Origin of the sequence: Streptomyces sp. NBC_00996, from assembly GCF_045162675.1 — a bacterium.
Taxonomy (GTDB): Bacteria; Actinomycetota; Actinomycetes; order Streptomycetales; family Streptomycetaceae; genus Streptomyces.
On record NZ_CP108723.1, the window covers coordinates 7,421,541 to 7,442,929 of the forward strand.

Here is a 21,389-nt window from a genome sequence, read left to right on the forward strand (position 1 = left end):
CGAGGCGCCACCGTTCCCGGACCTCTGAGGAAGGCCGCACGCTCGGGAACCGCACAGCCACGCTGACGGAAAAGCCCAGGGGCGACCCCCAAAGATCATTGCGGGACAAGCCTTAGGAGTGCGTGCTTCGCCCGCCGCACCGCACCGACCTCTCCGACTCGCGGGAGGCGGGGATTGTTTGATGCCCCATTGTGATACGCGGGTGTACAACCCCGTGTGGATCCCGGCTGTCTGTAAGGCGCTGGAGGGATGAGCCTTCGGTGCCTTTCCGTAAGGAGATTGGGGATCAGGTGGGGAAGCAGGTCTGGAGAGTCGTCGTGGCCGGTGGTGCGGCGGCGGTGTTCACGGCCGTGGCTGCGGTGCCGGCCGGGGCGGCCGAGGGTGGGGTCTCGTTCACCCGTGTCCAGGTGAACGGCGGCAAGCCGATTGTGATCGGGGTGTCGAACGAGGTCGCGGCGCCCGCCTCCTTCCGGATGGCGACCACTCACAAGTGGAAGTGGCCAGCGGTGTTCCTGTACCGCAGTGGTGCGGGTGATCGGCTGTGGCACGCCGTCGAGACGAGCGACTGCATCAAGGTGAGCTCGGGCGTCTGCGACTTCAACGAGACGATGTACTTCGACCCGAGCGTGTGGGACATGCGTAACAGCGAGGCCGGGGCCTGGAAGGTCGGGGCCGAGGTGTACTTCGAGGGCGGCGGTGGTGACACCGACGACGAGGGTCTGACCGTCCACGTCAAGCGCAACTCCCGCCTGACCGTCAACGCCTCGCCCGAACCGGTGTCCAAGGACAGGACCATCACCGTGACCGGAAAGGTCACGCGGGCCAACTGGGAGACCAGGAAGTACGCCTCCTACGGAGGCCGCCTGGTGAGCCTGCAGTTCAAGCCTGCCGGCACCACCTCCTACACCACGGTGAAGAAGGTGTACGCGAACGGCTCGGGTGATCTCAGGACGACCGTGAAGGCCTCCAAGACGGGTACGTGGCGCTGGGTGTACTACGGCAACACCACCACCGGGCCGTCGACGTCGTCTGGGGACAACGTCGTGGTGAAGTGATGTCCGCGGTCCTGGCGGGCTGGTGGGGGCCGAGCCGGCGGTAACGGCTGCGACGGTCAAGGTGTCGGGTCCGCCGCGATCGCGGCGGACCCGACACCTTGCGTCCTGGCCGACCGCGAGCGGCCGTGCGCGGGCCTCAGCGCAACGTAAGCCAGCGCGCCGTGCGGACCATGAGGCCGGTCACCGCTCTGGTGGGCAGGGCCGGATCTCGATGAGGCGACGACGACCACGGTCCTTAAGGCTGTCCCGGCCGTACAGGGTCGGACGTGTTCGACGTCGTGGGTGTACTGGCGTGACCGTGCCGCGAGCCTGCGCCCTGCCGCTGGCGTAACCCCCATGACGCCTAGCGCCGCGCTGGCAATGCTGATCCCTGCTCCCGGCATTCCAGGTCTGATCCACGGTCGCGCCCTGACTCAGGGGTGGGTCTCTCGCGTGTCGGAGGTGTGTCGCCTGTATCGCAGATAGTGCGCGAATAGTGAGAGACAACGAGAGAGGGCGGGAGTCAGTGAGACTGACTCCCGCCCTCTTCTCTCGGCATCCGCCCTGGTCAGCGCTTGATCTCTGCTGTTCCTAGGCGAGTGCCCCCGGCAGGATTCGAACCTGCGCACACGGCTCCGGAGCCCATCAGAGACCGTTGCCCTTCTGGGTCGCTGACCTGCAGGGGAGGAGTGCTCTCGATCTTGGTTGACCAAGGTCATTACGCCTCCATTACGTGGGCGGCCTGTCGAGTGGTCGGCCTGGCCCGTATGGTCGAGGCATGATCTCGGGCAGCAGCGGGGCACCTGACGGCGGCGGCACGGAGTTCACGGCGGAGGGCCTGGAACCGGTCCTCCGGAAGGCGTGCGCGACGGTCCAACTCGACCCCCTTGGCGCCGAGTTGCTGCGTCTCGGCTCGAACGCGGTCTATCGCCTACCGTCGTTACCGATCATCGTCCGCATCGCGCGTGATCCGGTGGTGCTCGGCGAGATGGAACGGGCCGTGCGCGTCACCAGATGGCTTGAGACACAGGACTTCCCGGCCATGCGCGTGCCGGCTTCGGTCACCCAACCGCTCGTCGTCGACGGCCTCGTGGTGACCTTCTGGGAGAGCGTCCAAGAGCGCGAGGAGTACGGGACGGTCGGGGAACTTGCCGATCTTCTCCGCCGCCTGCACTGGCTCGAAGAACCTGAGTCGCTGCGCCTGCCGTACTTTGACCCGCTGGCCAAGGTAGCGGCGTCCCTTGAGGGGCTGGACGGTATCTCGGCGGACGACCGGACGTTCCTGGAGGAACGAGCATCGGCCCTCGGTAAGGACTACGACCGACTGGACTTCATCCTTCCCTTCGGCATGATCCACGGCGACGCGAGCATCGGGAACATCCTCCGCCATCGCGACGGGCACGCGGTGCTCATCGACTTGGACGGCTTCGCTCTCGCTCCACGCGAGTGGGACCTGGTCCAGACAGCGATGTTCTACGAGCGGTACGCCTGGCACACCAAGGCGGAGTACGCAGAGTTCGTGCACCGATACGGCTTCGACCTGATGAACTGGCCCGGGTACGAGACCCTCGCGGACCTGCGCGAACTGATGATGGTCGCCTGGCTCGGCCACCAGGTCACGAGCAGTGACCGGGCTGCCGCCGAATTCGCTCGGCGAGTGGGGTCCCTTCGCACTGGTGAGGGCCGAGACGCATGGGGCCCGTTCTGACCGGGCGCTTCAGGAACCGACGTGATGGCCAGAGGCGAGCCACAACCTGTGGTCTCTGACCTGATCGGTGAAGGTCTGTACGTCCTTGTTGCTACCGACACCTGCAAGGTTCTGCCGGAACTCGGCAAGGTAGCTGATGCAGCGAGCCGACTTGAGCTGCTCGCCCAGGTCGAGCGCATCGAGGGCTACACGGCAGGCTTCCTCGACATCGCCGGCGCGTAGGTGGGCATCGGCCAACACCATGGTCGCGAAAAAGTCGCTCCGTACATGGCTGCCGCTCATGGCGTTCTCGGCGTGGGCGACGGCCTTTCGGGCGCTGTTGACGTCGCGGAAGCAGTGGGCCGCCTCAGCAGCAAGTTCAGCTTCGTCGAAGTAGCTGATCCATTCGGGCTCGTCGTCGCTGTTCCTGCCCTCCAGAGCTTTCGTGGCGGCGGTCAGTGCGGCTTCGCAGGCCCGTACGTCGCCGGTGCGGGCAAGTGCGCGGGCCTCCATGGCATGGAACTGGGCGCGCAGTGTCGGCGTGGCCACGGGGGAGATGCCCATGAGTGCCGCACGGGCAAGGGTCGCGGCCTGCGTGTAGCGACCGAGGAACGTCGCCTGATGGCTCATAGCGGACAGGATGCTTCCGGCGAGCCGACGGTCGTTGGCGTCCTGCGCCAACCGGAGAGCTTGGAGGAAGTACCGCTGTGCCAGGCCGTGACGGCACGCGTCGTAGGACATCCAGCCGGCCAGGAGGGTCGCCTCTGCCACGGTGGAAAACAGGGCTCGCCCAACCTGTTCGGTGTACTGCCCGCGCAGAAGCGGCGTCACTTCGGTGCTGAGGTACTGCACAGCTGCGTGCCGCGCGTGGTCGCCGCCGAACCGGTCGTCCAACTCGGCGAACATGTCCGCGGTGGTCTTGATGGCGGCAACGTCTCCGAAACCGACTCGCATTCCGTTCTGACGCTGCCGAGGAATGTCCGGCTCGGGTGCGACCAGCCAACGGAGCGAGGCCTCGTTCCATGCGGGCTCGGACGGCTCAGCCTGCAACAGGGGCTCGTACCGGTTGAGATCAGCGCGCCACAGCTGACCGACTGCGTCGATCGCCCCTTCGGGACTCGCCGGATAACTGGCGTCCAAGACTCCTGTGTCCCGCTCGCCCTCGTGGTTCAGCCCCAACTCGGCGGCGCTGAGGTCGTACGCCTCACACAACAACGGGCCGTAGAAGTCGTCCGGCGTGCTGTGGCCGTTCTCCCAACTGGCGATACGGCGCTTCACGCTGGCATCCGACGGGAGTTGGTGGCCGCGACGGAGCGCAACCTGACGCAATTCGCGCACCAACCGCGGCTGACTCCAGCCGCGGCCCACACGGGCTTGTCGTAAGTGAACGCTGATTGGCTCCAGCGAAGACGTGACCGTTCCCTCCCCACCTCAGCACGGGTGCGACTTCTGGGGCGCACAACTCTTTGGCCCTACAACCGAATGTACGCGCTGTTCTTCACTGCGCGCTGCAAGTAACCGGAGATCGTGGGCTGTTGTTCCATGATGGGGGATGACGCGTCCACGCATGACCCGTCATCCCCCATCACCTCTCGTCATCTGCCCTAGCCAGGGTGGCGACCCCGAGCCTGGATACAGGGCGGCATTGCGGCCGCAACCGAGTCTCGACCGAGGTGAGTTGACGTGCAGAGGATGACCAGAAGGGGCATGGAATGGCTGTCGGCGGCAGCGGACAACCCCACCGAGTGCCGGCAGGTTTGGGCGGACGATCCCAGGATGCCCTGTCTGCTACCGACCGGCCGCTACTTCGACGTGGTGAGCGTGGAACAGCGCCTCGGGATGGAGATGTTCGACCGCCTCCTACGAAGCGCGATGCCGTTCGGACCGACGGTCGTCGACCGCAAGGCACAGCGAGTCGGGTTCTTCCTCTGCTCGCAGAGCCGCGAGACCTTCACGCACTACCTCGACCGCGAGACGGCCTCGCCACCGCCGTACCGGTACCTGAGCCACAACTGCGCCGTCGTCGTCCCGGGTCCCATCCCGCTGTCCGATGACCGCTATCAGTGGCTTCGCGCACCTACACGCCGACCGGAAGCCAATCCGTTGCGCCCTGTCGCCCTCGCGACTGCGCTGGTCGCCTCCGCTGAACTCCTAGCAAGGATCGACCGCTTCGACGAGCAGTACCCGACGCCGTACGCGGCGGTCGCTGCTCTTCCCGAGGAGACGAGCACGGATGCCGGATGAGCCGACCGACGGACGCGACGCTGCCGCGTGGTCGCCCCTCGACAGCGACGGCTGGTACGCGGCCCGAAACGCGACCACTGCATTGCGAGACGTCCTCGTGCGCGCCGGGCTGGAGAAGGACTTTCCCTACCTGCGCGCGGACTTGAACGCCTTCGGGCACGGCCTCGTCGAACTGGGCCGAGTGTCCCCCGCCACGGCCGAGCGTCTCGCAGAGCTCCTGCACCTGGCCCTGGCAAGCGGCTTCGGCCGAGACCATAGCGACGACGATCACGGGCCGACCATCGCCGAAGAACACAAGGGAAGGGCCTGACGACATGACCGACCGGCGCGGAGTGGTAGCCAAACGAGCGGAGAACCTGTGGCCCGATGTGCCCTACGTACGCGGCTGGAACCGCGCACGACGAAGCGCCGGCATACTGGCTGATCAGCTCGTGCTCCTCGGGCTGGACTCCGACTTCCCAGGCCTGGTGGCCGATGTGAACGTTTTCGGTGACGGACTGGTGCAGCTCGGGACCGTTCGCCCCGAAGCGGCTGAGCTGCTGGCGACGCTGATTATGGCCGGACTGGCCGCGGAATCGCATGACGCGACGACGGACGGCTCTCTGCTCCCTCCTCGGGAAGCCCCTGCGGCCTGAAGTGCTCCCCGGCGGTCGGTTGCCTTGCCGCTCGGCCGGGACCGGCGCCCCAGCGCCGCAGCCCGGACGAACGACAGGGCCATCAGCTTGGAAGCTGCGAGCATTTGGGAGCGGTTCGGGGCTGACCTGGGTGAACGGCCGAACATAGCCTCGCTGGTTCTCGGTTGATCTCACCGTGGTTCCCCAATGTTCCCCGCTCGATCTGGTGCGGTTGGGATGCAGCAGCCGTCCACGGACGAGGCATCGGCCAGCACATGCCGTCAGGATTCGCTGCCCTGGAGCTCGTGGTCAGGCGCGACGCTTGGGCGGAACCGGCCCTGGAATCACGTCCTTTCCGAGATGCTCTTTGATGAGGTACTTCAGTTCGGGACCTTCGATGAGCTGAAGGCGGCCGTGCTGCCGGGCGAATTCGTGGCTTGCCCTGCCGAACCACGACGTGGTGATCAGGACACCCTTCGCGGCTCGCTTGTGTTCCACAACCCCGGCAAGGGCCTGGACGGATTCAACTCCGACGAGCTTGCTGTAGCGCTTGGCCTGGATGATGCACTCACCGTTGAAGACGGGGTCCTTGCTGACGGCTACGGCGTCGACGCCTTCGTCCTTCGACGCCTGAGTGTTCCACGCCTCCATACCGATTGCCTCGAAGAGCTGGCGGATCAGGTGCTCGAACTCAGTCGGCGACAACTGCACAAGTACTGGCCTGCTGTCGAGGCCCGCGACGACCAGGGCTCCGGCAAAGTTGTTGATCACGCTGTCAGGAGCAGGTTGATGGGGCGGTCGGTGGCGCGTGCGTGATGCCGTAGGGCGGCGGCGATGTTCTGGTGTCCGTCCAAGCGCAGCAGCGTGATCGCGGTGTTGCGCAGGGCCCGCCATGACGCGGGGTGCGTTGCCGGTGCGGATCTGGGAGCGGTCTTCGTCGAAGGTGACGTCGCGGACCCAGTGCAGGCGGTTCTCGATCTCCCAGTGCGACTGCGTCCATGCTGCCAGGACGGCGGGCGGCGCGGTGCGGGCGTCCGCGCTGGTGATCAGGTAGACGATCTCGATGGTCCGTCGGCCCTTGCGGGTGACGGTGCGCCGCAGTTGGGCGACCTGCCCGGCCCCGGCGAACCCGACCCATGCCGGCACGTCGACGGCCTTGATCGTGCGAGTGGCGCGGCGCCCATGTCCTCGGTCCGTCCTGGTGACAGCGGGGATCGAAGCCCAGGGGAGCGCCTTGAGCTGTGCGTACAGCGACTTCTGATTCGCCTTCACGGTCAGGACGTAGTCTCCCCCGGCCCTGGTCACCAGGGTCGCGGTGTCGTGCTGAGTGTGCAGTGCGTCCATCGTGACGACCACGCCGTCCAGATCGAGGAGTTGAAGCAGTTCCCGGGCGGCGGGGATCTCGTTGCTCTTCTCGCTCACCGCGACCTGGCCGAGCACCGCCCCGGACCCGTGCGCGAGGGCGGCGACCAGGTGCGGGGCCGCGGAGCCGCCGCCGCGTGCTCCTCGGACCGTCTTGCCGTCGATGGCGATCACCCTGCGGCCCGCGACACGTGCGGTCCTGGTCAGGGCCCAGGCTCCCAGCACCGCATCGAGACGGTCCGCGTCGAGGCGGGCGAACAGGCGCCGCAGCGTTGATTCGTCCACCCCGCCCCGCTCCAGGCCCAGCCGTTGCAGCGCGGCACTTCCCGCGTCCCGGGCCCACTCCCCGATCGCGGTGAACCCCCGGGCTCCGGCCACCACCGCGCACACCGCCACCGCGATCAGAGCACCCACCGGGTGCCGGACACCGCGCCGACGGCGCGGATCAGGTATCCCGGCAAGCAGCTGGACGAGGAGCTCATGATCCGGGGCAGGCGTGCGAACAGGCGCAGGGATGAGGGACGATGGCATGGCGCGGGCGTGATCCCCTGGTCGGACGGTAAGGCGTAGGAACCTCCATCCAACCGGACTGGACCACGCCCGTGCACCTCTTCCACCCGCAAAATCCCACGTCACAGGGCTACAGAACAACTTTGCCGGGGCCCTGCCGCGACGACGTCCATGCTGTCCATCAGCCTGTACTTCGAAAGGTCGAACTCGATGATGGGCCGGACGGGCTCCAGATCGTACGGATTCGGCGACACCAGCGCGTTGAGGTGCTTCAGACAGTGGACCGGGTCGACCTGGCTCAGTCTCAGCGTCGCGAAATGATCCCTGCTCGTGCTGAGCGTAATCAGGCAGGGGGATACCTCTTGCCCAGTAGCGCGGTCGACAGTCTTCACGTGACCATTGAGCGTTACACCGGTGATGACCTTGTCCGTGTCACTGGCCAGGACCTCGTGCACGGTGCGCAGCGCTATTTGGGCGAGTACCGATGCGTACGTCTCCTTGCGCTCCCTCTCCGTACGTGGCACCGCCGTCGTTTCGTCGCGAGACTTGATGTACTTGTAGCCTCGCGCGGACGGAACGCACTCCTCCAAGGGCAGCTGAATCTCGATCAGTACGTCACCGGTTGCTGCGCGGAACGCGATGCGATGTCCTCGTGGGAATCCTGCTGGATATGTGGAGGCGTCCAGCACCTCCCCCAGAAACCACTCGACTGCCTCAGCTTCCCCAGCGCGGTATCTCTCACGCCGCTGGTCCAAAGCCTCGTTGAACTCCTGCGCCTCCCGCGCCGCGTGGACCTCCCGCAGGTCGTGCGCGACCCGCTTCCGCTCCAGCGTGGTGCGCCGTTTCTCCTCCGCGCGCCGGTGGTGCTCCTGTGCCTCACGGAAGCGTTATTGAGAAGCTGCCAGTTCGGTGTCATATCTCTTCTTGCCCAGCCCGAGCAGCGCTGACAGCTTCCCCGGCTCCGGTGGGGCGAATTCTTCCCACCGTGGCGCGAGCTCCGGGCGAGACCAGGGACGTTCATCGAACGCCGTCGGCGTGTGAACGCGACGCAACCGCTCGAAGGAGGTCGGCGCGTCTCCTACCAGGGCGTCCCGCAGCAACTGTCGTAACTGCTCTGCTTCATGCTCGACACCGATGGTTCGAGCCTGCGCGAGTTCCGCCTGCCGCTGCTCGTACGCGACCTTCTGCTCCCGCTCCCGTCGTTTACGATCCGCCTCGGCGGCCTTGCGTGCCCGCTCAGCCTGCTGTTCTTGCTGACGCTGTGCGCGCTGCATCGCCTGCTGCTGCCGCTGGTACTCACTGCGCCCATTGCTGTTCCGACGCTGAGCCATCGGATCCCTCCCCCTAGCTGCCGACCACCACGGGTCACGCTGTGCATTCCCGGATGAGGGCAGAGAATCACCAGCAATTCGCGACCACCTTCGAGCTGTCACCCAGGGCTCTGCATCACGCTGCTTTTTGATCTTCAGATCAGTAGCCCTGCAGAGATCGGTCACTGAAGGTCATGCGGGCTACGGCCTGCGACTTCACGACGATTACCCCTACACCACTCGCGGGACGCGCCACCGTGGTTCTCGATCAGGAGGACGCCACGCTGGCGGTCTGTACCGGAGTCCGGCGCATCAAACCAGGCCTGCTACGACCGGACGCCGACTGCAGCTCTGCACCGCCAACACGATTTCCAACTGTGTTGGTGGCGTGGTGGGTGTCGTCCAGGGCGGTTCACCTGCGTTCACGGACGTCAGACCAGGGGTGTGGACGCCTCCAGGTCCCGCCTGAACGACGGTGAACGGGATCGAATGAGACGGGAACTGGGATGGAGCCTGATCGAAGAGCTCGCCTCGTCCGTGCGGCCAGAGGAGGTGGCCCCTGCCCGGAAGTTACTGCGGGTGATGGACGAGGTGCCGCCCTTCCCGGAGCCCTGAGCAATCATTGCGGTGGCCAGTTGTCGGGATGGTTCCTGCTGCACGGCTTGGTGTCCTCCCGCTCCCTGAGGAGCGGGAGGACACCAAGTGCTGGTTCACATCTTGTTGATCCGCCAGGCGATCATGCCCGTCGCATCGGGCTTTCCTTGGACATCGAGGCGGAGCGAATCCTTGGCTGTGAATCGCTCGAAGACAGTAGAGCCGTCACAGGGGACCGGCTCCTTCGAGCCCGCGCTGGTCGGAGTGAACACGATCTCCGCTTCTCCCTTGCCGGCGCACACGACGGTGAGTCGGTAGGTGGTTTCCTTGTCCAGAGCGGGTTGTGTGTGGATCCCCTCGGTCAGGCGTTCCACCCCTGACTCGATCATCGAGCCATGCTCAGTAGTGGCGTCGAGCGCTGACTGAGCTTCCGCTGCGAGCTTCTTCTCGGCCTGTTTCGCCGTGTTGCGGGCGGTGGGAGATGCAGAAGCGGAAGCCGTGGGGCTGGTCTCGGAATCATGATCCGAGGTGCAGGCCGTGAGGAGCAGGGCCGGGGCCAGGACGTAACCAAGGAACCAGACTCGGGGCCCGCGGTGAGGGGTCATGTGGAGGTTTCCCAGTACTTCCAGCCAGTCTCGGATGTGGGAAGCGTTGCGTTGCCGCTGTCGATCTCGGTCCCGTGGCCGCAACCGTTTCCGACGCGTCGATACTTCTTCCACGACACCTTGTAGCCCCATGAACCGTACTGTAGGTGGCCGTACTTACCGCGGGCGATGTTGTGTGTGTAGGTGTGGCCGGTCGTGATCGTCACGCTGGTGCCGACCTTGACACTGACCGAAGCCTTGGCTGCCCAGACGATGGCCTTGGCCTCGGTTTCCACAGTGCCCGTAACCTCGGCCGAGATGGTCCCAGACTTGGTCACGCTGACGGCCATGGTGCCGCCGGGTCCGTCCTTGTATTTCGTGCCGTTCCACCACGACGGAATGTGGTAGTTCTTCTTCGACGTTATTTCGATCCACGTTTGAGGCCCGTCGCAGATTCTCGGCCGGACCACGGTTGTCTCATCGCCGTCTTCCCAGGTGTCTCGGTCATTGACTTCGACGGTGTTCTCTGCGGCGATGGCGTCCGCGGCCTGGTCAGGGCCGCTGATGGACGACGCGGGTACTTCTTGGTCCGCACTCGCCGTCCCGACCGCTCCGAGACAGAGCAGAAGGGCTGAGCTGGACGCGATGGCGGTTCGGCGCATGCCGATGCCCATGTGTTCCCCCTTGTGACGACCCCCTGGCGGGTGGCCGGATTCCTGAACACTATGGGCTAGCCATGTACGCCTCAAGTAGATGATCTCTTATCTGAGCACAACTTGAGGAAGGTGCAAAGTGGTTGAGAGGCTTCGCAGCCACTACTGCGAAGTCATGGACTCCCTATATGGACACCGGCTTTCAATGCAACGCTGGGTCATGTCCTGTCGGATGCGGCGGTCACTTGCCGAGTTGGTTGGGCTCCGGCTGTGGCGGGACCCGTTGCTGACGATCGTTCACAGAGTGGGAGCACCGCTTTAGGAGTTCGATCCGAGCGTGACCCGAGAGGGTCCTTGCTCGATCGTGGGTACATGTTGAGCCGCGCATGGGCGCCTACATCCGGTGCCGTTGATGTCACCTGTGGATGTCACCTGGACCAAGATCGTCACGGCGTCGGCGCAGGATCGAAGGTCCTCTGGGATCAAGTCCTGTCATACAGGCTGGTCATCGACTGATCGCGCGGTACTGTGATAGGTCGGTCATCGTGCGTAAGGGGGAGGGGAACGGTGCCGCAGCCCAACTCTCGTAGTAAGGCCATCCGTCCGGCCGCATACACAGCGCTGGTCGAGGCGCTGACCACGATCTACTGGAACAAAGACCCTTTTGAGCTGTACGTCCGAGCAATGCTGAAGGATCACAGCGAGCTCTTGGCGCAGCTGAGCTTCCCGTCGTCCACCAAGCGGGAAGTATCAGGCCAGTTGGTCAACCTGCTGCAGGCCAATGAAGCACGGTACCTCGACCTGACGGTCGCACTCATGCTCGATATCGCAGACATGGAGACCTTTCCTAATCTGACTTCCCAGTAGGATGGGGAGGAGAAGATAGCCAAAGCGACCGCGGCTGTTGCAGAGTTAAGGCGTTGGACTGCCAAGCAGCGTGAGGTCATTGCGGAGCATGAGGCACACGCCGTCGCCATCGCGGAGAGCGCCAAGCAGGCCCAGGACGGCCGAGCGTTTGCTCAGGCTCATGAGGAGCTGAAGCAGCTGTTCATTGTGATGCACTCGGCTGCCAACCCGCAGCAGCGGGGGAGGGACTTCGAGGGCTTCATCAATCAGATGTTCGCCCTGTATGACCTGGAGCCACGGGCGGCATACAGCTTGGACCATGAGCAGATCGATGGTGCGTTCTCTTTCGACACTGACCACTACGTCCTCGAAGCCAAGTGGTGGAAAGAGGCCATCGGCCGTCGGGAGCTGGACGTCTTCAAGAGCAACATCGAGCGCAAGGGCAAGAACGCTCTCGGCCTATATATCAGCATGAGCGGCTTCACCTCGGACGCCCTGGCGGTCTACAGCCTCAGCACGCCGTTCATCACGATGGATGGGGGCGACTTCATGGCTGTACTTGACCAACGCATCCGCCTGGACGAGCTCATGCGCCGCAAGAAGCGGCACGTGAGCGAGACAGGGCACTGTTTCCTGCCCGTCTCCAAGATCTTCTCTGAGTCGGACTGAGCACTCTGCATCTTGCCGGGTCGGACGACATCAAGAGCAGGCGGCAGCACTCCCCGCCATCAGCTTGTTGTCCGTTCGCCGGCTGGCACAGTCATTGCTCCAGACCAGACCCCGGGGCTCGTCTGTACCTCAGCCGACGACGGTCAGTCACGACGGTAGGGGCGCCAACCGATCATGAACGCGTGTGCCTTGCTGCGCCCCCACCGGCCTCAGCCACGTCTGACGCCTCCTAGTACTACAGCCGGACTTCCGCGTTCCCTCAGGCCAGCGGCGTCACCGAAGGCATTCAGAACTGACCATTCGTCAGCTGCGAGGTCACTCTCGCGACGCTCACCAGGCAGAATCCCGGCCCGCCGACTCGGAACGCGAGTGCTGTCGGCGACGGCCCGCGCGAAGTCCGGCTGTAGTACTAGCCTCGCGCTTTCATGAGGTGGGCTGTCCGACTGGTGATCGCGAAAGCAGAAAGTGCCTCTGACCAGCGAGAATGAGGATTGCTGAGGTCCTTGTTCCCGCCACCGTCGGAGGCACTTTCCAGGTGAAGAAGCGTATCGGGTCCTACCCGCGGGTCCGCGTCGAGGGCGGCGGTCGCGGAGTGGTTTCGCAGGCCGGTGCGGTGCTGCTGGTCGAGACGGTCCGCAAGACCGGCCTGGATGTGGCGATATCGGCGGCACTCGCCCCGTGGCGCAAGCAGCGGGCCGTCCACGACCCGGGGAAGGTCCTCCTGGACGTCGCCCTCGCGGTCGCGCTGGGCGGGGACTGCCTGGCCGATGCGGGCATGCTGCGGGCGGAGCCCGCTGTGTTCGGGCCGGTAGCCTCCGACCCGACGGTCTCCCGACTCATCGACACGCTCGCCCGGGGCGGGAAGCGGGCCCTGACCGCACTGCGCACGGCCCGCGCCGAAGTACGCGAACACGTCTGGAAGTTGGCCGGCCAGGCGGCGCCGGACGCGGGCGGCCAGGTGATCGTGGACATCGACGGCGTCCTCGTCATCGCGCACTCCGAGAAGCAGGACGCCGCCGCGACCTGGAAGAAGACCTTCGGGCACCATCCGCTGATGGGGTTCGTCGACCACGGCCGCGGCGGGTCCGGCGAGCCGGTCGTGGGCCTGCTGCGGCCCGGCAACGCAGGCTCCAACACCGCCGCCGACCACATCGAGGCCACGAAACTGGCCCTGGCCCAGCTGCCGAAACACCTCCGACGGGGGCGCCAGACGCTGATCCGCACCGACTCCGGCGGCGGCACCCACGAGTTCGTCGCCTGGCTCACCCGGCGCGGGCGGTGGCTGTCGTACTCGGTCGGGATGACCATCACCGACGCCATCCACCAGGCCGTCTTGAAGGTCCCGGCCTCGGCCTGGACGCCTGCCGTCGAGCCCGACGGCGACATCCGCGACGGCGCCTGGGTCGCCGAACTCGCCGGCGACTGCCTGACGGGCTGGCCGAACGGGCTGCGGCTGATCGTGCGCAAGGAACGCCCGCACCCCGGCGCCCAGTTGCGCTTCACCGACGCCGACGGCATGCGGTTGACCTGCTTCGCCACCAACACGGCCGACGGTGCGATCGCCGCCCTCGAACTGCGCCACCGCCAGCGCGCCCGGGCCGAGGACCGCATCCGTGCCGCCCGAGCCACCGGCCTGCGCAACCTCCCCCTCCACGACGCCGCGCAGAACCAGATCTGGCTGGAGATCGTGCAGATCGCCCTCGACCTGCTGGCCTGGATGCCCCTGCTCGCCCTCACCAGCACCGCCCGGCTCTGGGAGCCCCGCCGCCTGCGGCTTCGGTTGTTCTCCACCGCCGCCCAGCTCGTCACCACCGGCCGCCGCCGATACCTCCGCCTCGCCAGGCACTGGCCCTGGACCGACGTGATCAACGACGCCCTGGACCGGCTCCACGCCCTCCCGAACCCCGGCTGACCAGCACTTTCCCATCCCTGCGAGCGGCACCAGCCCACCGGAGCCGTGGAACCCGGCGCCCACCCGACGCGACAGCCGGGCACTCAACCTACCCAGACTCCGAAAATCCCCACCGACACTCACCACAAAGGGTCCGTCAGCAAGCTGACGGACCCTCATGAATGATCGAGGCTAGACGCAAATCCGCTCGCCGGGTTGAAACGGCCCACCTCCAGTGGGAGCGATGCCGTGAACCCGCGGGTTCTGGTCAACGAAGTGCAGGGGAGGCAACTCCTTACGGCCGTCTCATATGTCGGCTCGGTGCACCGTAACCGGGGGAGGCGTCTGGCGCTTTCTTCGGCTGCATCCTGTACGCAGCGATGCGTCCGGCCGAAGTGGTCGGGCTCCGGCTGTCTGACTGCCATCTCCCTGAAAAGGGATGGGGGACCCTCACACTCTGGGAGACGCGTCCTATCTCCGGCAAGAAATGGACCGACTCAGGTGAGCGCCACGATAAGCGGGGGCTGAAGTCACGGGAGCCTGGCACGGACCCGCCGGTACCGATTCCGCCCGTCCTGGTGGCGATGATCCAAGCGCACCTAAAGAAGTTCGGTACGGCTAAGGACGGGCGGCTCTTCCCCAACGAACGGGGAGATCTGCTCGGTACGTCCAGCTACTGGCGAGTGTGGCAGGAAGCAAGACCGCTGGCGCTTCCGCCGAACAAGGTGGACTCGCACGTGGGCCGGAAACCCTACGACCTGCGCGCCACGTGCATCACGAACTGGCTCCGCGCAGGCCTCCCGGTGGCTGAAGTGGCCCGGCGCGCCGGCAACTCACCGGAGGTCATCCACCGCCGATACGCGGGCTGCATCGACGACAGCGAGGCTGAGAACAACAGGAGGATCGAGATGGCTATGGGATGGATGGCCTAACCCGTCCGATCGCTCTGCTGGCACCGACGCCGCTTGAGGTGGGGCAGGTCTGATCTGACGACGCCACCCCCTGCCCCGCCCGTCGTGACGGGCGGGACCCTCGGGGCGCTCCCTGCGACTGAGGTGCGCAGGCGCAGCACCTTGCGGCGGTGCTGGCAGCATGTACCGCGTTGCAGGACGAGTGAACGCACTGGCCGGTGTTGATTTTGCTGGCCATATGGAGCAGTGCAACGGGTTGAGGGCTGCGATCTTGGCCAAGGTAAGAGCATGGTCGACAGCGATGACGCGACGACGTCCCGGAGGAGTCGTTTCGACGCCGTGCACAAATGGGCTGCTACAGCCGCGGGTGTAGCAGCCCTAGCCTTTTCACTGTATAACTTCGCAGAACTTCAAAAGAAATCTGAAATCGATGCGGCGCTGCCTCATCTCATGCGCATTGGACTGGTGGGCAAGGACACCCATTTCTATCTTCAGCCGACAGTGTCCACCAGAGTCAAGACCCAGGATGTCGAGGTTATCCGTGACGCGCGTTTCCAGCTGACTCCCGTCGGCTCGATTTCCTCTTCGAAAAGACCGGTTTTCTACTGGAAAGAGGTCGGCACATGGAACTTCGACCCCGCTGCTGAATGGATCTCGTATAGATGGTCTGGTGATCCCGCCCCATTCCTCGTCAGTCAGGACAAACCTCAGCAGCCGACCTTCTTGTTCCAGGCCGACGGCTGGAGCTTCCAGCCCGGCCGGTATGAGGGATCACTTCAACTGAGTCGATCAGGGAATCACAGCTCGCTGACCAAGAATTTCTGCCTGATTATTTCGAAGAAAGCCGTTGATGAAATCCGCGGCGGAGCAAGTCGGGAGGACATCTTTTATTGGCGCAATGACATGCCCAAGGCTATGTCCTCCAGTGAATATTCAGGCTGCTACGTAAGGGAAGCGGAGTGGCGGGGCCAGGCCGACTGATTGGGGATCGCGTCAGTTGGACATGCCCCGTTGCCAGTAGCAGGTTCCGCGACCGGTGGGGTGGAAGATGGAGCCGTCTGGCAGACAGAGGCGGCGGGTGGCTGGTAGCTGAAACCGTTGTCGGCGTCGGCCAGCAGGCTGGGATCTCAGGGCGGCACTCAACGGCATGGTCGGCGGCGGCCCGCCGTCGAGCAGCTTGCACGCATCGTCTGTTGGCTCACACGCCACTCACACGCGACCAGTGCGCAACAACGAGAAAGAGCGGGACCCAGTGAGACTGGGTCCCGCTCTTCGTGTTAGGCATCTGCGCTGGTCAACCGCATCATTGTGCTGGTTGAGGCGAAGTGCCCCCGGCAGGATTCGAACCTGCGCACACGGCTCCGGAGGCCGTTGCTCTATCCCCTGAGCTACGGGGGCGTGTCGGGCGCGGTGTTCGCGGCGACGGGTAGAACCCTACCAGCTCTTTCGGGGGTGATTGCCACGGGTTTTGGTGGGGCGGGGTGGGGTTCTCGGGAGGGGACGGTGGGTCTGTTCGCGGGGTGAGGGCCTGGTCCGGGCGGAGTGGTGGCGGGGCGCGGGTGGGGTGGTGATGGCGGCGCGGGCCGAGCCAGTACGTGCCCCCCACGCGGGTGGGAACCTGACCCCCGCACGGGGCGGAAGTGGGGAAAACCCGGACGCGGCGGTGGGCGCGGACCTACTCTCGAGTTGTGCCAGGCGCGTCCGGTCGGGTGCTTGTTGTGGACGACAACAAGGTCATCCGGCAGCTGATCAGGGTCAACCTCGAACTGGAGGGTCTCGAGGTCGTGACCGCGGCCGACGGTGCCGAGTGCCTGGACATCGTGCATCAGGTGCGGCCCGATGTCGTGACCCTCGATGTGGTGATGCCTCGGCTGGACGGGCTGCGGACCGCCGCTCGGCTCCGTGCCGATCCCCTTACCCGAAATCTTCCCCTCGCGATCGTGAGTGCCTGCACTCAGCACGAGGTCGAGAGCGGGCTGGGCGTGGGTGTCGACGCCTTTCTCGCCAAGCCTTTCGAACCTGCCGAACTCGTACGGCTCGTACGCCAGTTGTTGGAGCGGCGGGGGCGTGGGGGTAGTGCGGGGGGCGGTGGTGAGGACGGCTCGCCGTCGTTCGAGGACGCCTTCGGGGCCACCGCCGGAGTCGAGGAAACCGAGCGCGCCGGACGCGCCGGTAACTGACGGGCGCGCATGACTGTCGCTGTCGGGGACGGCCCGTATCCCCGACAGGCGTGTATGACCGGCGCCGCCGACGCTCCCTGACGGGTGCGAATGACCGGCGCGGACGAGCACGACCATCCAGTACGGCCATCCAGAACGGATACAACGGTCACCGACCCCGCACCGGCCCCAGCGCCGAGCGGCGCCCACCACGCGCCGAGCGATACACCCACCGCTCAGCCCCGCACCCCACCACCCCCCCCGCACCACCCCCCGCACCACCCCCGCCCCGCCCCCCCCGCCCGTCACAGAGCGCACACGCCGGTGTGTCACCACCCGGCGGTTCCGGCCCGTCCGTATCCCGGACCGTCCCCCAAACCGAGTCGCCTACCCACCCCCCTCCTCCCCTACGCTTGTCCCGTGACCCCCGTCGAGCTCTCCCGTACCGTGCTGTGCGCGGTGCGTCGTGCTGTCGACGCGGGGGAGCTGAGTGTTCCCGTGCCTGCACGGGCCGTGGTCACGTTGCCGGGGCCGGGTGGGTGTGGGGATTACGCCACGAACATCGCCCTTCAGCTGGCGCGTCCGGCCGGGCGGTCGCCCCTGCAGGTCGCCGAGATCCTGCGGCCGCACATCAGCGGCGCCCCCGGTGTTGCGGACGTCGCGATCACCGGATCCGGGTTCTTGAACATCCGCCTCGGCGGCGGGGCGTCCGCCGCCCTTGTGGCAGACGTCCTGCGGCAGGGGCCGTCGTACGGGCACGGTGACGCGCTCGCCGGGCAGGTCGTCGAGCTGCGTGTGCCGTACGACACCCGGGCCGAGGTCGTCGCCGACACCCTGGTGCGGATCGTCGCCGGCCAGGGCGGCCGCGCCGAGGTGCGGCACGCCGAGCCGGTGAATCTGCGGCCCGTGCCGGCGCCGGAGGACCCCGCGCCGCTCGGGCCCGACGCCGCCCGCTGGGCTCTGCTGCACCCCGCACCCCACGACCGGCCCCGGATCAGCGCCGACCACCTCGTTCAGCGCGAGAGCAATCCTCTCTTCCGCATCCGGTACGCCCACGCCCGCACCCGGGCCCTGCGCCGCAATGCCGACGCGCTCGGATACGTCGGCGACCCCAGTGACGTACGCCATGAGAGCGAGCCCCTCGATCTCGTCGGCGCCCTCGCCGAGTACCCGCACGCCCTGCGCGTCGCCGCCACCCAGCGCACGCCCGACCGGCTCGCCCGGCACCTGGTCGTCACCGCCGACGCCTTCCTCGCCCACCAGCACACCGTGCTGCCGCTCGGCGACGAGAAACCCTCGGCCGCCCACCGCGCCCGGCTCGCGCTCGCCGAAGCCGCCGGGACGGTGCTGGCCGGCGGCCTGTCCCTGCTCGGCATCAGTGCCCCTGACTATCTGTGAGAGAAGAATGAGCCGTTCCGCACACCCCGCCGGGCCCCGTCACGCCGACGTCCTCCCGGAGGGCCACTACACTGCCCCGCCCGCCGACCTCAACGCCCTCGACCCGAAGGTCTGGGCGCACACCGTCACCCGTGACCAGGACGGTGTGGTCAGTGTCGGAGGGATTGAAGTCACCCGGCTCGCCGAGGAGTTCGGCACTCCCGCCTACTTCGTCGACGAGGCCGACTTCCGTGCCCGGGCGCGCGCCTGGCGTACCGCCTTCGGGCACGACGCCGACGTCTTCTACGCCGGCAAGGCGTTCCTGTCGCGCGCCATCGTGCGCTGGCTGCACGACGAAGGCCTCAACCTGGATGTGTGTTCCGGTGGTGAGCTCGCCACCGCCCTGTCCGCCGGGATGCCCGCCGACCGCATCGCCTTCCACGGCAACAACAAGTCCGAAGTCGAGATTCGTACGGCCATCGAGGTGGGCGTCGGGCGCATCGTGCTCGACTCCTTCCAGGAGATCGTCCGCGTCGCCCACATCGCCCAGTCCCTGGGCAAGCGGCAGCGCGTGCAGATCCGTGTGACCGTCGGCGTCGAGGCTCACACGCACGAGTTCATCGCCACCGCCCACGAAGACCAGAAGTTCGGGATCGCGCTGGCCGACGGCCAGGCCGCGGAGGCCGTACGGCGGGCGCTCGCCCTCGACGGGCTGGAGCTCGTGGGGATTCACTCGCACATCGGGTCGCAGATCTTCGACATGGCCGGCTTCGAGGTCGCCGCCCGGCGTGTGGTGTCATTGCTCGCCGCCATCCGTGACGAGCACGGTGTCGAGCTGCCCGAGATCGACCTCGGCGGCGGTCTGGGCATCGCGTACACGAGTGACGACGATCCGCGTGAGCCGCACGAGATCGCCAAGGCCCTCAGCGAGATCGTCACGCGTGAGTGCGAAGCCGCCAAGCTGGGGACGCCTCGGATCTCCGTGGAGCCCGGGCGCGCCATCGTGGGCCCGACCGCCTTCACCCTGTACGAAGTCGGCACCATCAAGCCGCTCGACGGGCTGCGCACGTACGTCTCCGTGGACGGCGGCATGTCGGACAACATCCGTACCGCTCTGTACGACGCCGAGTACAGCGTCGCCCTGGTGTCGCGTACGTCCGATGCCGAGCCCATGCTCGTCCGCGTCGTCGGCAAGCACTGCGAGAGCGGCGACATCGTGGTGAAGGACGCCTTCCTGCCCGCCGACCTGGCCGCCGGCGACCTCATCGCGGTTCCGGCGACCGGTGCGTACTGCCGCTCGATGGCCAGCAACTACAACCACGCGCTGCGTCCGCCCGTCGTCGCCGTCAACGACGGCGAGGCCCGGGTCATCGTCCGCCGTGAGACGGAGGAGGATCTCCTGCGTCTCGACGTCGGCTGAAACAAGCCCTTTGCGGGGGGCTGGAAGCAGCCCCCCGGAGGCGGGCTCGAACAAGCCCCCGACGCGGGCTCGAAGAAGCCCCAGGGGCGACGAAAGATCTCCTGCGCGTCTCCCCTGGAAAAATGAAATAGACATCTCACGATCCGGACGAGGCATAGAAACTCCCGTCCGGTGAGTGAGACTGGTCCAACCGAAGACGGTATGAGGAAACGAGGTCGGATGATGCGTACGCGTCCGCTGAAGGTGGCGCTGCTGGGCTGTGGGGTTGTCGGCTCAGAGGTGGCGCGCATCATGACGACGCACGCCGATGACCTCGCCGCGCGCATCGGAGCCCCCGTCGAGCTGGCCGGTGTCGCCGTCCGGCGGCCCTCCAGGGTCCGCGAGGGCATTCCGGCCGACCTCATCACCACCGACGCCACCGCCCTCGTCAAACGCGGCGACATCGACGTCGTCATCGAGGTCATCGGCGGCATCGAGCCCGCCCGCTCCCTCATCACCACCGCCTTCGAGCACGGCGCCTCCGTGGTCTCCGCCAACAAGGCGCTGCTCGCCCAGGACGGGGCCGCGCTGCACGCGGCAGCGGTGGAGAACGACAAGGACCTCTACTACGAGGCCGCCGTCGCCGGTGCCATCCCGCTGCTCAGGCCGCTGCGCGAATCCCTGGCGGGCGACAAGATCAACCGCGTGATGGGCATCGTCAACGGGACGACGAACTTCATCCTGGACAAGATGGACTCCACGGGGGCCGGCTATCAGGAGGCCCTCGACGAGGCCACCGCCCTGGGATACGCCGAGGCCGACCCGACCGCCGACGTCGAAGGCTTCGACGCCGCCGCCAAGGCCGCGATCCTGGCCGGAATGGCCTTCCACACACGCGTGCGCCTCGACGACGTCTACCGCGAGGGCATGAGCGAGGTCACCTCCGCCGACTTCGCCTCGGCGAAGGAGATGGGCTGCACCATCAAGCTGCTCGCCATCTGTGAGCGGGCCGCCGACGGGGGCTCGGTCACGGCGCGCGTGCACCCGGCGATGATTCCGCTGAGCCACCCGCTCGCCTCTGTGCGCGGCGCGTACAACGCCGTGTTCGTGGAGTCGGATGCCGCCGGGCAGCTCATGTTCTACGGGCCGGGCGCCGGCGGCTCCCCGACGGCCTCCGCCGTCCTCGGCGACCTCGTCGCCGTCTGCCGCAACAAGCTCAGCGGTGCGACCGGGCCCGGCGACTCCGCGTACACCCAGCTGCCCGTATCGCCCATGGGTGACGTCGTGACGCGCTACCACATCAGCCTCGACGTGGCAGACAAACCGGGTGTTCTCGCCCAGGTGGCCACCGTCTTCGCCGAGCACGGCGTGTCCATCGATACGGTGCGCCAGCAAGGACGACAAGACGGAGGCGGCGAGGCCTCCCTCGTCGTCGTCACCCACCGTGCGTCCGACGCGTCCCTGAACGGGACCGTCGAGGCGCTGCGCAGCCTCGACACCGTGCGGGGTGTCGCCAGCATCATGCGGGTTGAAGGAGAGTAACCA

20 protein-coding genes and 1 tRNA gene are annotated in these 21,389 nt (G+C 66.5%); 14 read left to right on the top strand and 7 right to left on the bottom strand.

Features of this window, described 5'->3' with window-relative positions; translation table 11 throughout:
- The first annotated feature begins 290 nt into the window (after window positions 1-290).
- Together OG390_RS34920 and OG390_RS34925 are read left to right on the top strand one after the other, a co-directional pair.
- Complete coding sequence (locus OG390_RS34920; protein WP_406173399.1) at window positions 291-1,055, top strand: hypothetical protein; 765 nt, start codon at window positions 291-293, stop codon at window positions 1,053-1,055.
- A 757-nt stretch (window positions 1,056-1,812) separates the two neighbouring features.
- Window positions 1,813-2,742: a phosphotransferase family protein gene (locus OG390_RS34925; protein WP_406173401.1), complete on the top strand. Its 930-nt coding sequence runs from the start codon at window positions 1,813-1,815 to the stop codon at window positions 2,740-2,742.
- A 9-nt stretch (window positions 2,743-2,751) separates the two neighbouring features.
- Here OG390_RS34925 and OG390_RS34930 read toward each other — a convergent pair whose 3' ends face one another.
- Complete coding sequence (locus tag OG390_RS34930; RefSeq protein WP_406173403.1) at window positions 2,752-3,999, bottom strand: hypothetical protein; 1,248 nt, start codon at window positions 3,997-3,999, stop codon at window positions 2,752-2,754.
- Window positions 4,000-4,404: 405 nt separating this feature from the next.
- Between OG390_RS34930 and OG390_RS34935 the strand changes: the two genes are divergently transcribed.
- Genes OG390_RS34935 through OG390_RS34945 form a run of 3 tightly spaced genes read left to right on the top strand, consistent with a single transcriptional unit; the run spans window position 4,405 to window position 5,600 of the window.
- Entirely contained in the window at window positions 4,405-4,965 is a 561-nt protein-coding gene (locus OG390_RS34935) for a bifunctional DNA primase/polymerase (protein WP_406173405.1), read from the top strand.
- Window positions 4,955-5,275: a hypothetical protein gene (locus OG390_RS34940; protein ID WP_406173407.1), complete on the top strand. Its 321-nt coding sequence runs from the start codon at window positions 4,955-4,957 to the stop codon at window positions 5,273-5,275. The genes OG390_RS34935 and OG390_RS34940 overlap by 11 nt, the downstream gene beginning before the upstream one ends.
- A 4-nt stretch (window positions 5,276-5,279) precedes the next feature.
- Entirely contained in the window at window positions 5,280-5,600 is a 321-nt protein-coding gene (locus OG390_RS34945) for a hypothetical protein (RefSeq protein ID WP_406173409.1), read from the top strand.
- 288 nt (window positions 5,601-5,888) lie between these two features.
- On the opposite strand, the gene OG390_RS34950 is transcribed toward OG390_RS34945, so the two are convergent.
- The 5 genes from OG390_RS34950 to OG390_RS34970 form a co-directional block, all read right to left on the bottom strand.
- Entirely contained in the window at window positions 5,889-7,355 is a 1,467-nt protein-coding gene (locus OG390_RS34950) for an ISAs1 family transposase (protein WP_406173411.1), read from the bottom strand.
- Window positions 7,356-7,573: 218 nt separating this feature from the next.
- The gene (locus tag OG390_RS34955; RefSeq protein ID WP_406173413.1) at window positions 7,574-8,206 is read right to left on the bottom strand and encodes a hypothetical protein; all 633 of its coding nucleotides are present in this window, start codon (window positions 8,204-8,206) and stop codon (window positions 7,574-7,576) included.
- 132 nt (window positions 8,207-8,338) lie between these two features.
- Window positions 8,339-8,782: a hypothetical protein gene (locus tag OG390_RS34960; protein WP_406173415.1), complete on the bottom strand. Its 444-nt coding sequence runs from the start codon at window positions 8,780-8,782 to the stop codon at window positions 8,339-8,341.
- Window positions 8,783-9,471: 689 nt separating this feature from the next.
- The gene (locus tag OG390_RS34965; RefSeq protein WP_406173417.1) at window positions 9,472-9,744 is read right to left on the bottom strand and encodes a hypothetical protein; all 273 of its coding nucleotides are present in this window, start codon (window positions 9,742-9,744) and stop codon (window positions 9,472-9,474) included.
- 212 nt (window positions 9,745-9,956) lie between these two features.
- Window positions 9,957-10,613, bottom strand: coding sequence for a hypothetical protein (locus OG390_RS34970; RefSeq protein WP_406173418.1), 657 nt, complete (start codon window positions 10,611-10,613; stop codon window positions 9,957-9,959).
- A 546-nt stretch (window positions 10,614-11,159) separates the two neighbouring features.
- Between OG390_RS34970 and OG390_RS34975 the strand changes: the two genes are divergently transcribed.
- From OG390_RS34975 to OG390_RS34995, 5 genes are all read left to right on the top strand, one after another.
- Window positions 11,160-11,459, top strand: coding sequence for a hypothetical protein (locus OG390_RS34975; protein ID WP_406173420.1), 300 nt, complete (start codon window positions 11,160-11,162; stop codon window positions 11,457-11,459).
- 189 nt (window positions 11,460-11,648) lie between these two features.
- Window positions 11,649-12,107, top strand: a complete 459-nt coding sequence (locus OG390_RS34980) for a restriction endonuclease (RefSeq protein ID WP_406173422.1) — start codon at window positions 11,649-11,651, stop codon at window positions 12,105-12,107.
- 535 nt (window positions 12,108-12,642) lie between these two features.
- On the top strand, window positions 12,643-14,019 hold the full coding sequence (locus tag OG390_RS34985; protein ID WP_406173423.1) for an IS1380 family transposase: 1,377 nt from the start codon (window positions 12,643-12,645) through the stop codon (window positions 14,017-14,019).
- Between the two features lie 359 nt (window positions 14,020-14,378).
- Window positions 14,379-14,930 carry a hypothetical protein gene (locus OG390_RS34990; RefSeq protein WP_406173425.1) on the top strand — a complete coding sequence of 184 codons (552 nt, stop codon included), beginning with the start codon at window positions 14,379-14,381 and terminating at the stop codon, window positions 14,928-14,930.
- A 267-nt stretch (window positions 14,931-15,197) separates the two neighbouring features.
- Window positions 15,198-15,890 carry a hypothetical protein gene (locus OG390_RS34995; protein WP_406173427.1) on the top strand — a complete coding sequence of 231 codons (693 nt, stop codon included), beginning with the start codon at window positions 15,198-15,200 and terminating at the stop codon, window positions 15,888-15,890.
- A 345-nt stretch (window positions 15,891-16,235) separates the two neighbouring features.
- Here OG390_RS34995 and OG390_RS35000 read toward each other — a convergent pair.
- Window positions 16,236-16,307 (bottom strand) — tRNA-Arg (locus OG390_RS35000).
- A gap of 290 nt (window positions 16,308-16,597) precedes the next feature.
- Here OG390_RS35000 and OG390_RS35005 point away from each other — a divergent pair.
- The 4 genes from OG390_RS35005 (at window position 16,598) to OG390_RS35020 (ending at window position 21,386) form a co-directional block, all read left to right on the top strand.
- Entirely contained in the window at window positions 16,598-17,089 is a 492-nt protein-coding gene (locus OG390_RS35005; RefSeq protein WP_406173429.1) for a response regulator, read from the top strand.
- A 399-nt stretch (window positions 17,090-17,488) separates the two neighbouring features.
- Window positions 17,489-18,466 carry an ArgS-related anticodon-binding protein NrtL gene (gene nrtL, locus OG390_RS35010; RefSeq protein ID WP_406173431.1) on the top strand — a complete coding sequence of 326 codons (978 nt, stop codon included), beginning with the start codon at window positions 17,489-17,491 and terminating at the stop codon, window positions 18,464-18,466.
- Window positions 18,467-18,473: 7 nt separating this feature from the next.
- Window positions 18,474-19,865 (top strand): diaminopimelate decarboxylase, encoded by a 1,392-nt coding sequence (gene lysA / locus OG390_RS35015; RefSeq protein ID WP_406173433.1) that lies wholly within the window; start codon window positions 18,474-18,476, stop codon window positions 19,863-19,865.
- 222 nt (window positions 19,866-20,087) lie between these two features.
- Entirely contained in the window at window positions 20,088-21,386 is a 1,299-nt protein-coding gene (locus OG390_RS35020; protein ID WP_406178031.1) for a homoserine dehydrogenase, read from the top strand.
- Window positions 21,387-21,389 lie beyond the last annotated feature (3 nt).

Excerpts from the sequence above, each read along its gene's own strand:
- OG390_RS34925 (WP_406173401.1), top strand. The coding sequence starts at position 1,813 with ATGATCTCGGGCAGCAGCGGGGCACCTGACGGCGGCGGCACGGAGTTC.
- OG390_RS34940 (WP_406173407.1), top strand. The coding sequence starts at position 4,955 with ATGCCGGATGAGCCGACCGACGGACGCGACGCTGCCGCGTGGTCGCCC.
- OG390_RS34945 (WP_406173409.1), top strand. The coding sequence starts at position 5,280 with ATGACCGACCGGCGCGGAGTGGTAGCCAAACGAGCGGAGAACCTGTGG.
- OG390_RS34960 (WP_406173415.1), bottom strand. The coding sequence starts at position 8,782 with ATGGCTCAGCGTCGGAACAGCAATGGGCGCAGTGAGTACCAGCGGCAG.
- OG390_RS34965 (WP_406173417.1), bottom strand. The coding sequence starts at position 9,744 with ATGATCGAGTCAGGGGTGGAACGCCTGACCGAGGGGATCCACACACAA.
- OG390_RS34970 (WP_406173418.1), bottom strand. The coding sequence starts at position 10,613 with ATGGGCATCGGCATGCGCCGAACCGCCATCGCGTCCAGCTCAGCCCTT.
- OG390_RS34980 (WP_406173422.1), top strand. The coding sequence starts at position 11,649 with ATGCACTCGGCTGCCAACCCGCAGCAGCGGGGGAGGGACTTCGAGGGC.
- OG390_RS34990 (WP_406173425.1), top strand. The coding sequence starts at position 14,379 with ATGCGTCCGGCCGAAGTGGTCGGGCTCCGGCTGTCTGACTGCCATCTC.
- OG390_RS34995 (WP_406173427.1), top strand. The coding sequence starts at position 15,198 with ATGGTCGACAGCGATGACGCGACGACGTCCCGGAGGAGTCGTTTCGAC.
- lysA (WP_406173433.1), top strand. The coding sequence starts at position 18,474 with ATGAGCCGTTCCGCACACCCCGCCGGGCCCCGTCACGCCGACGTCCTC.
- OG390_RS35020 (WP_406178031.1), top strand. The coding sequence starts at position 20,088 with ATGCGTACGCGTCCGCTGAAGGTGGCGCTGCTGGGCTGTGGGGTTGTC.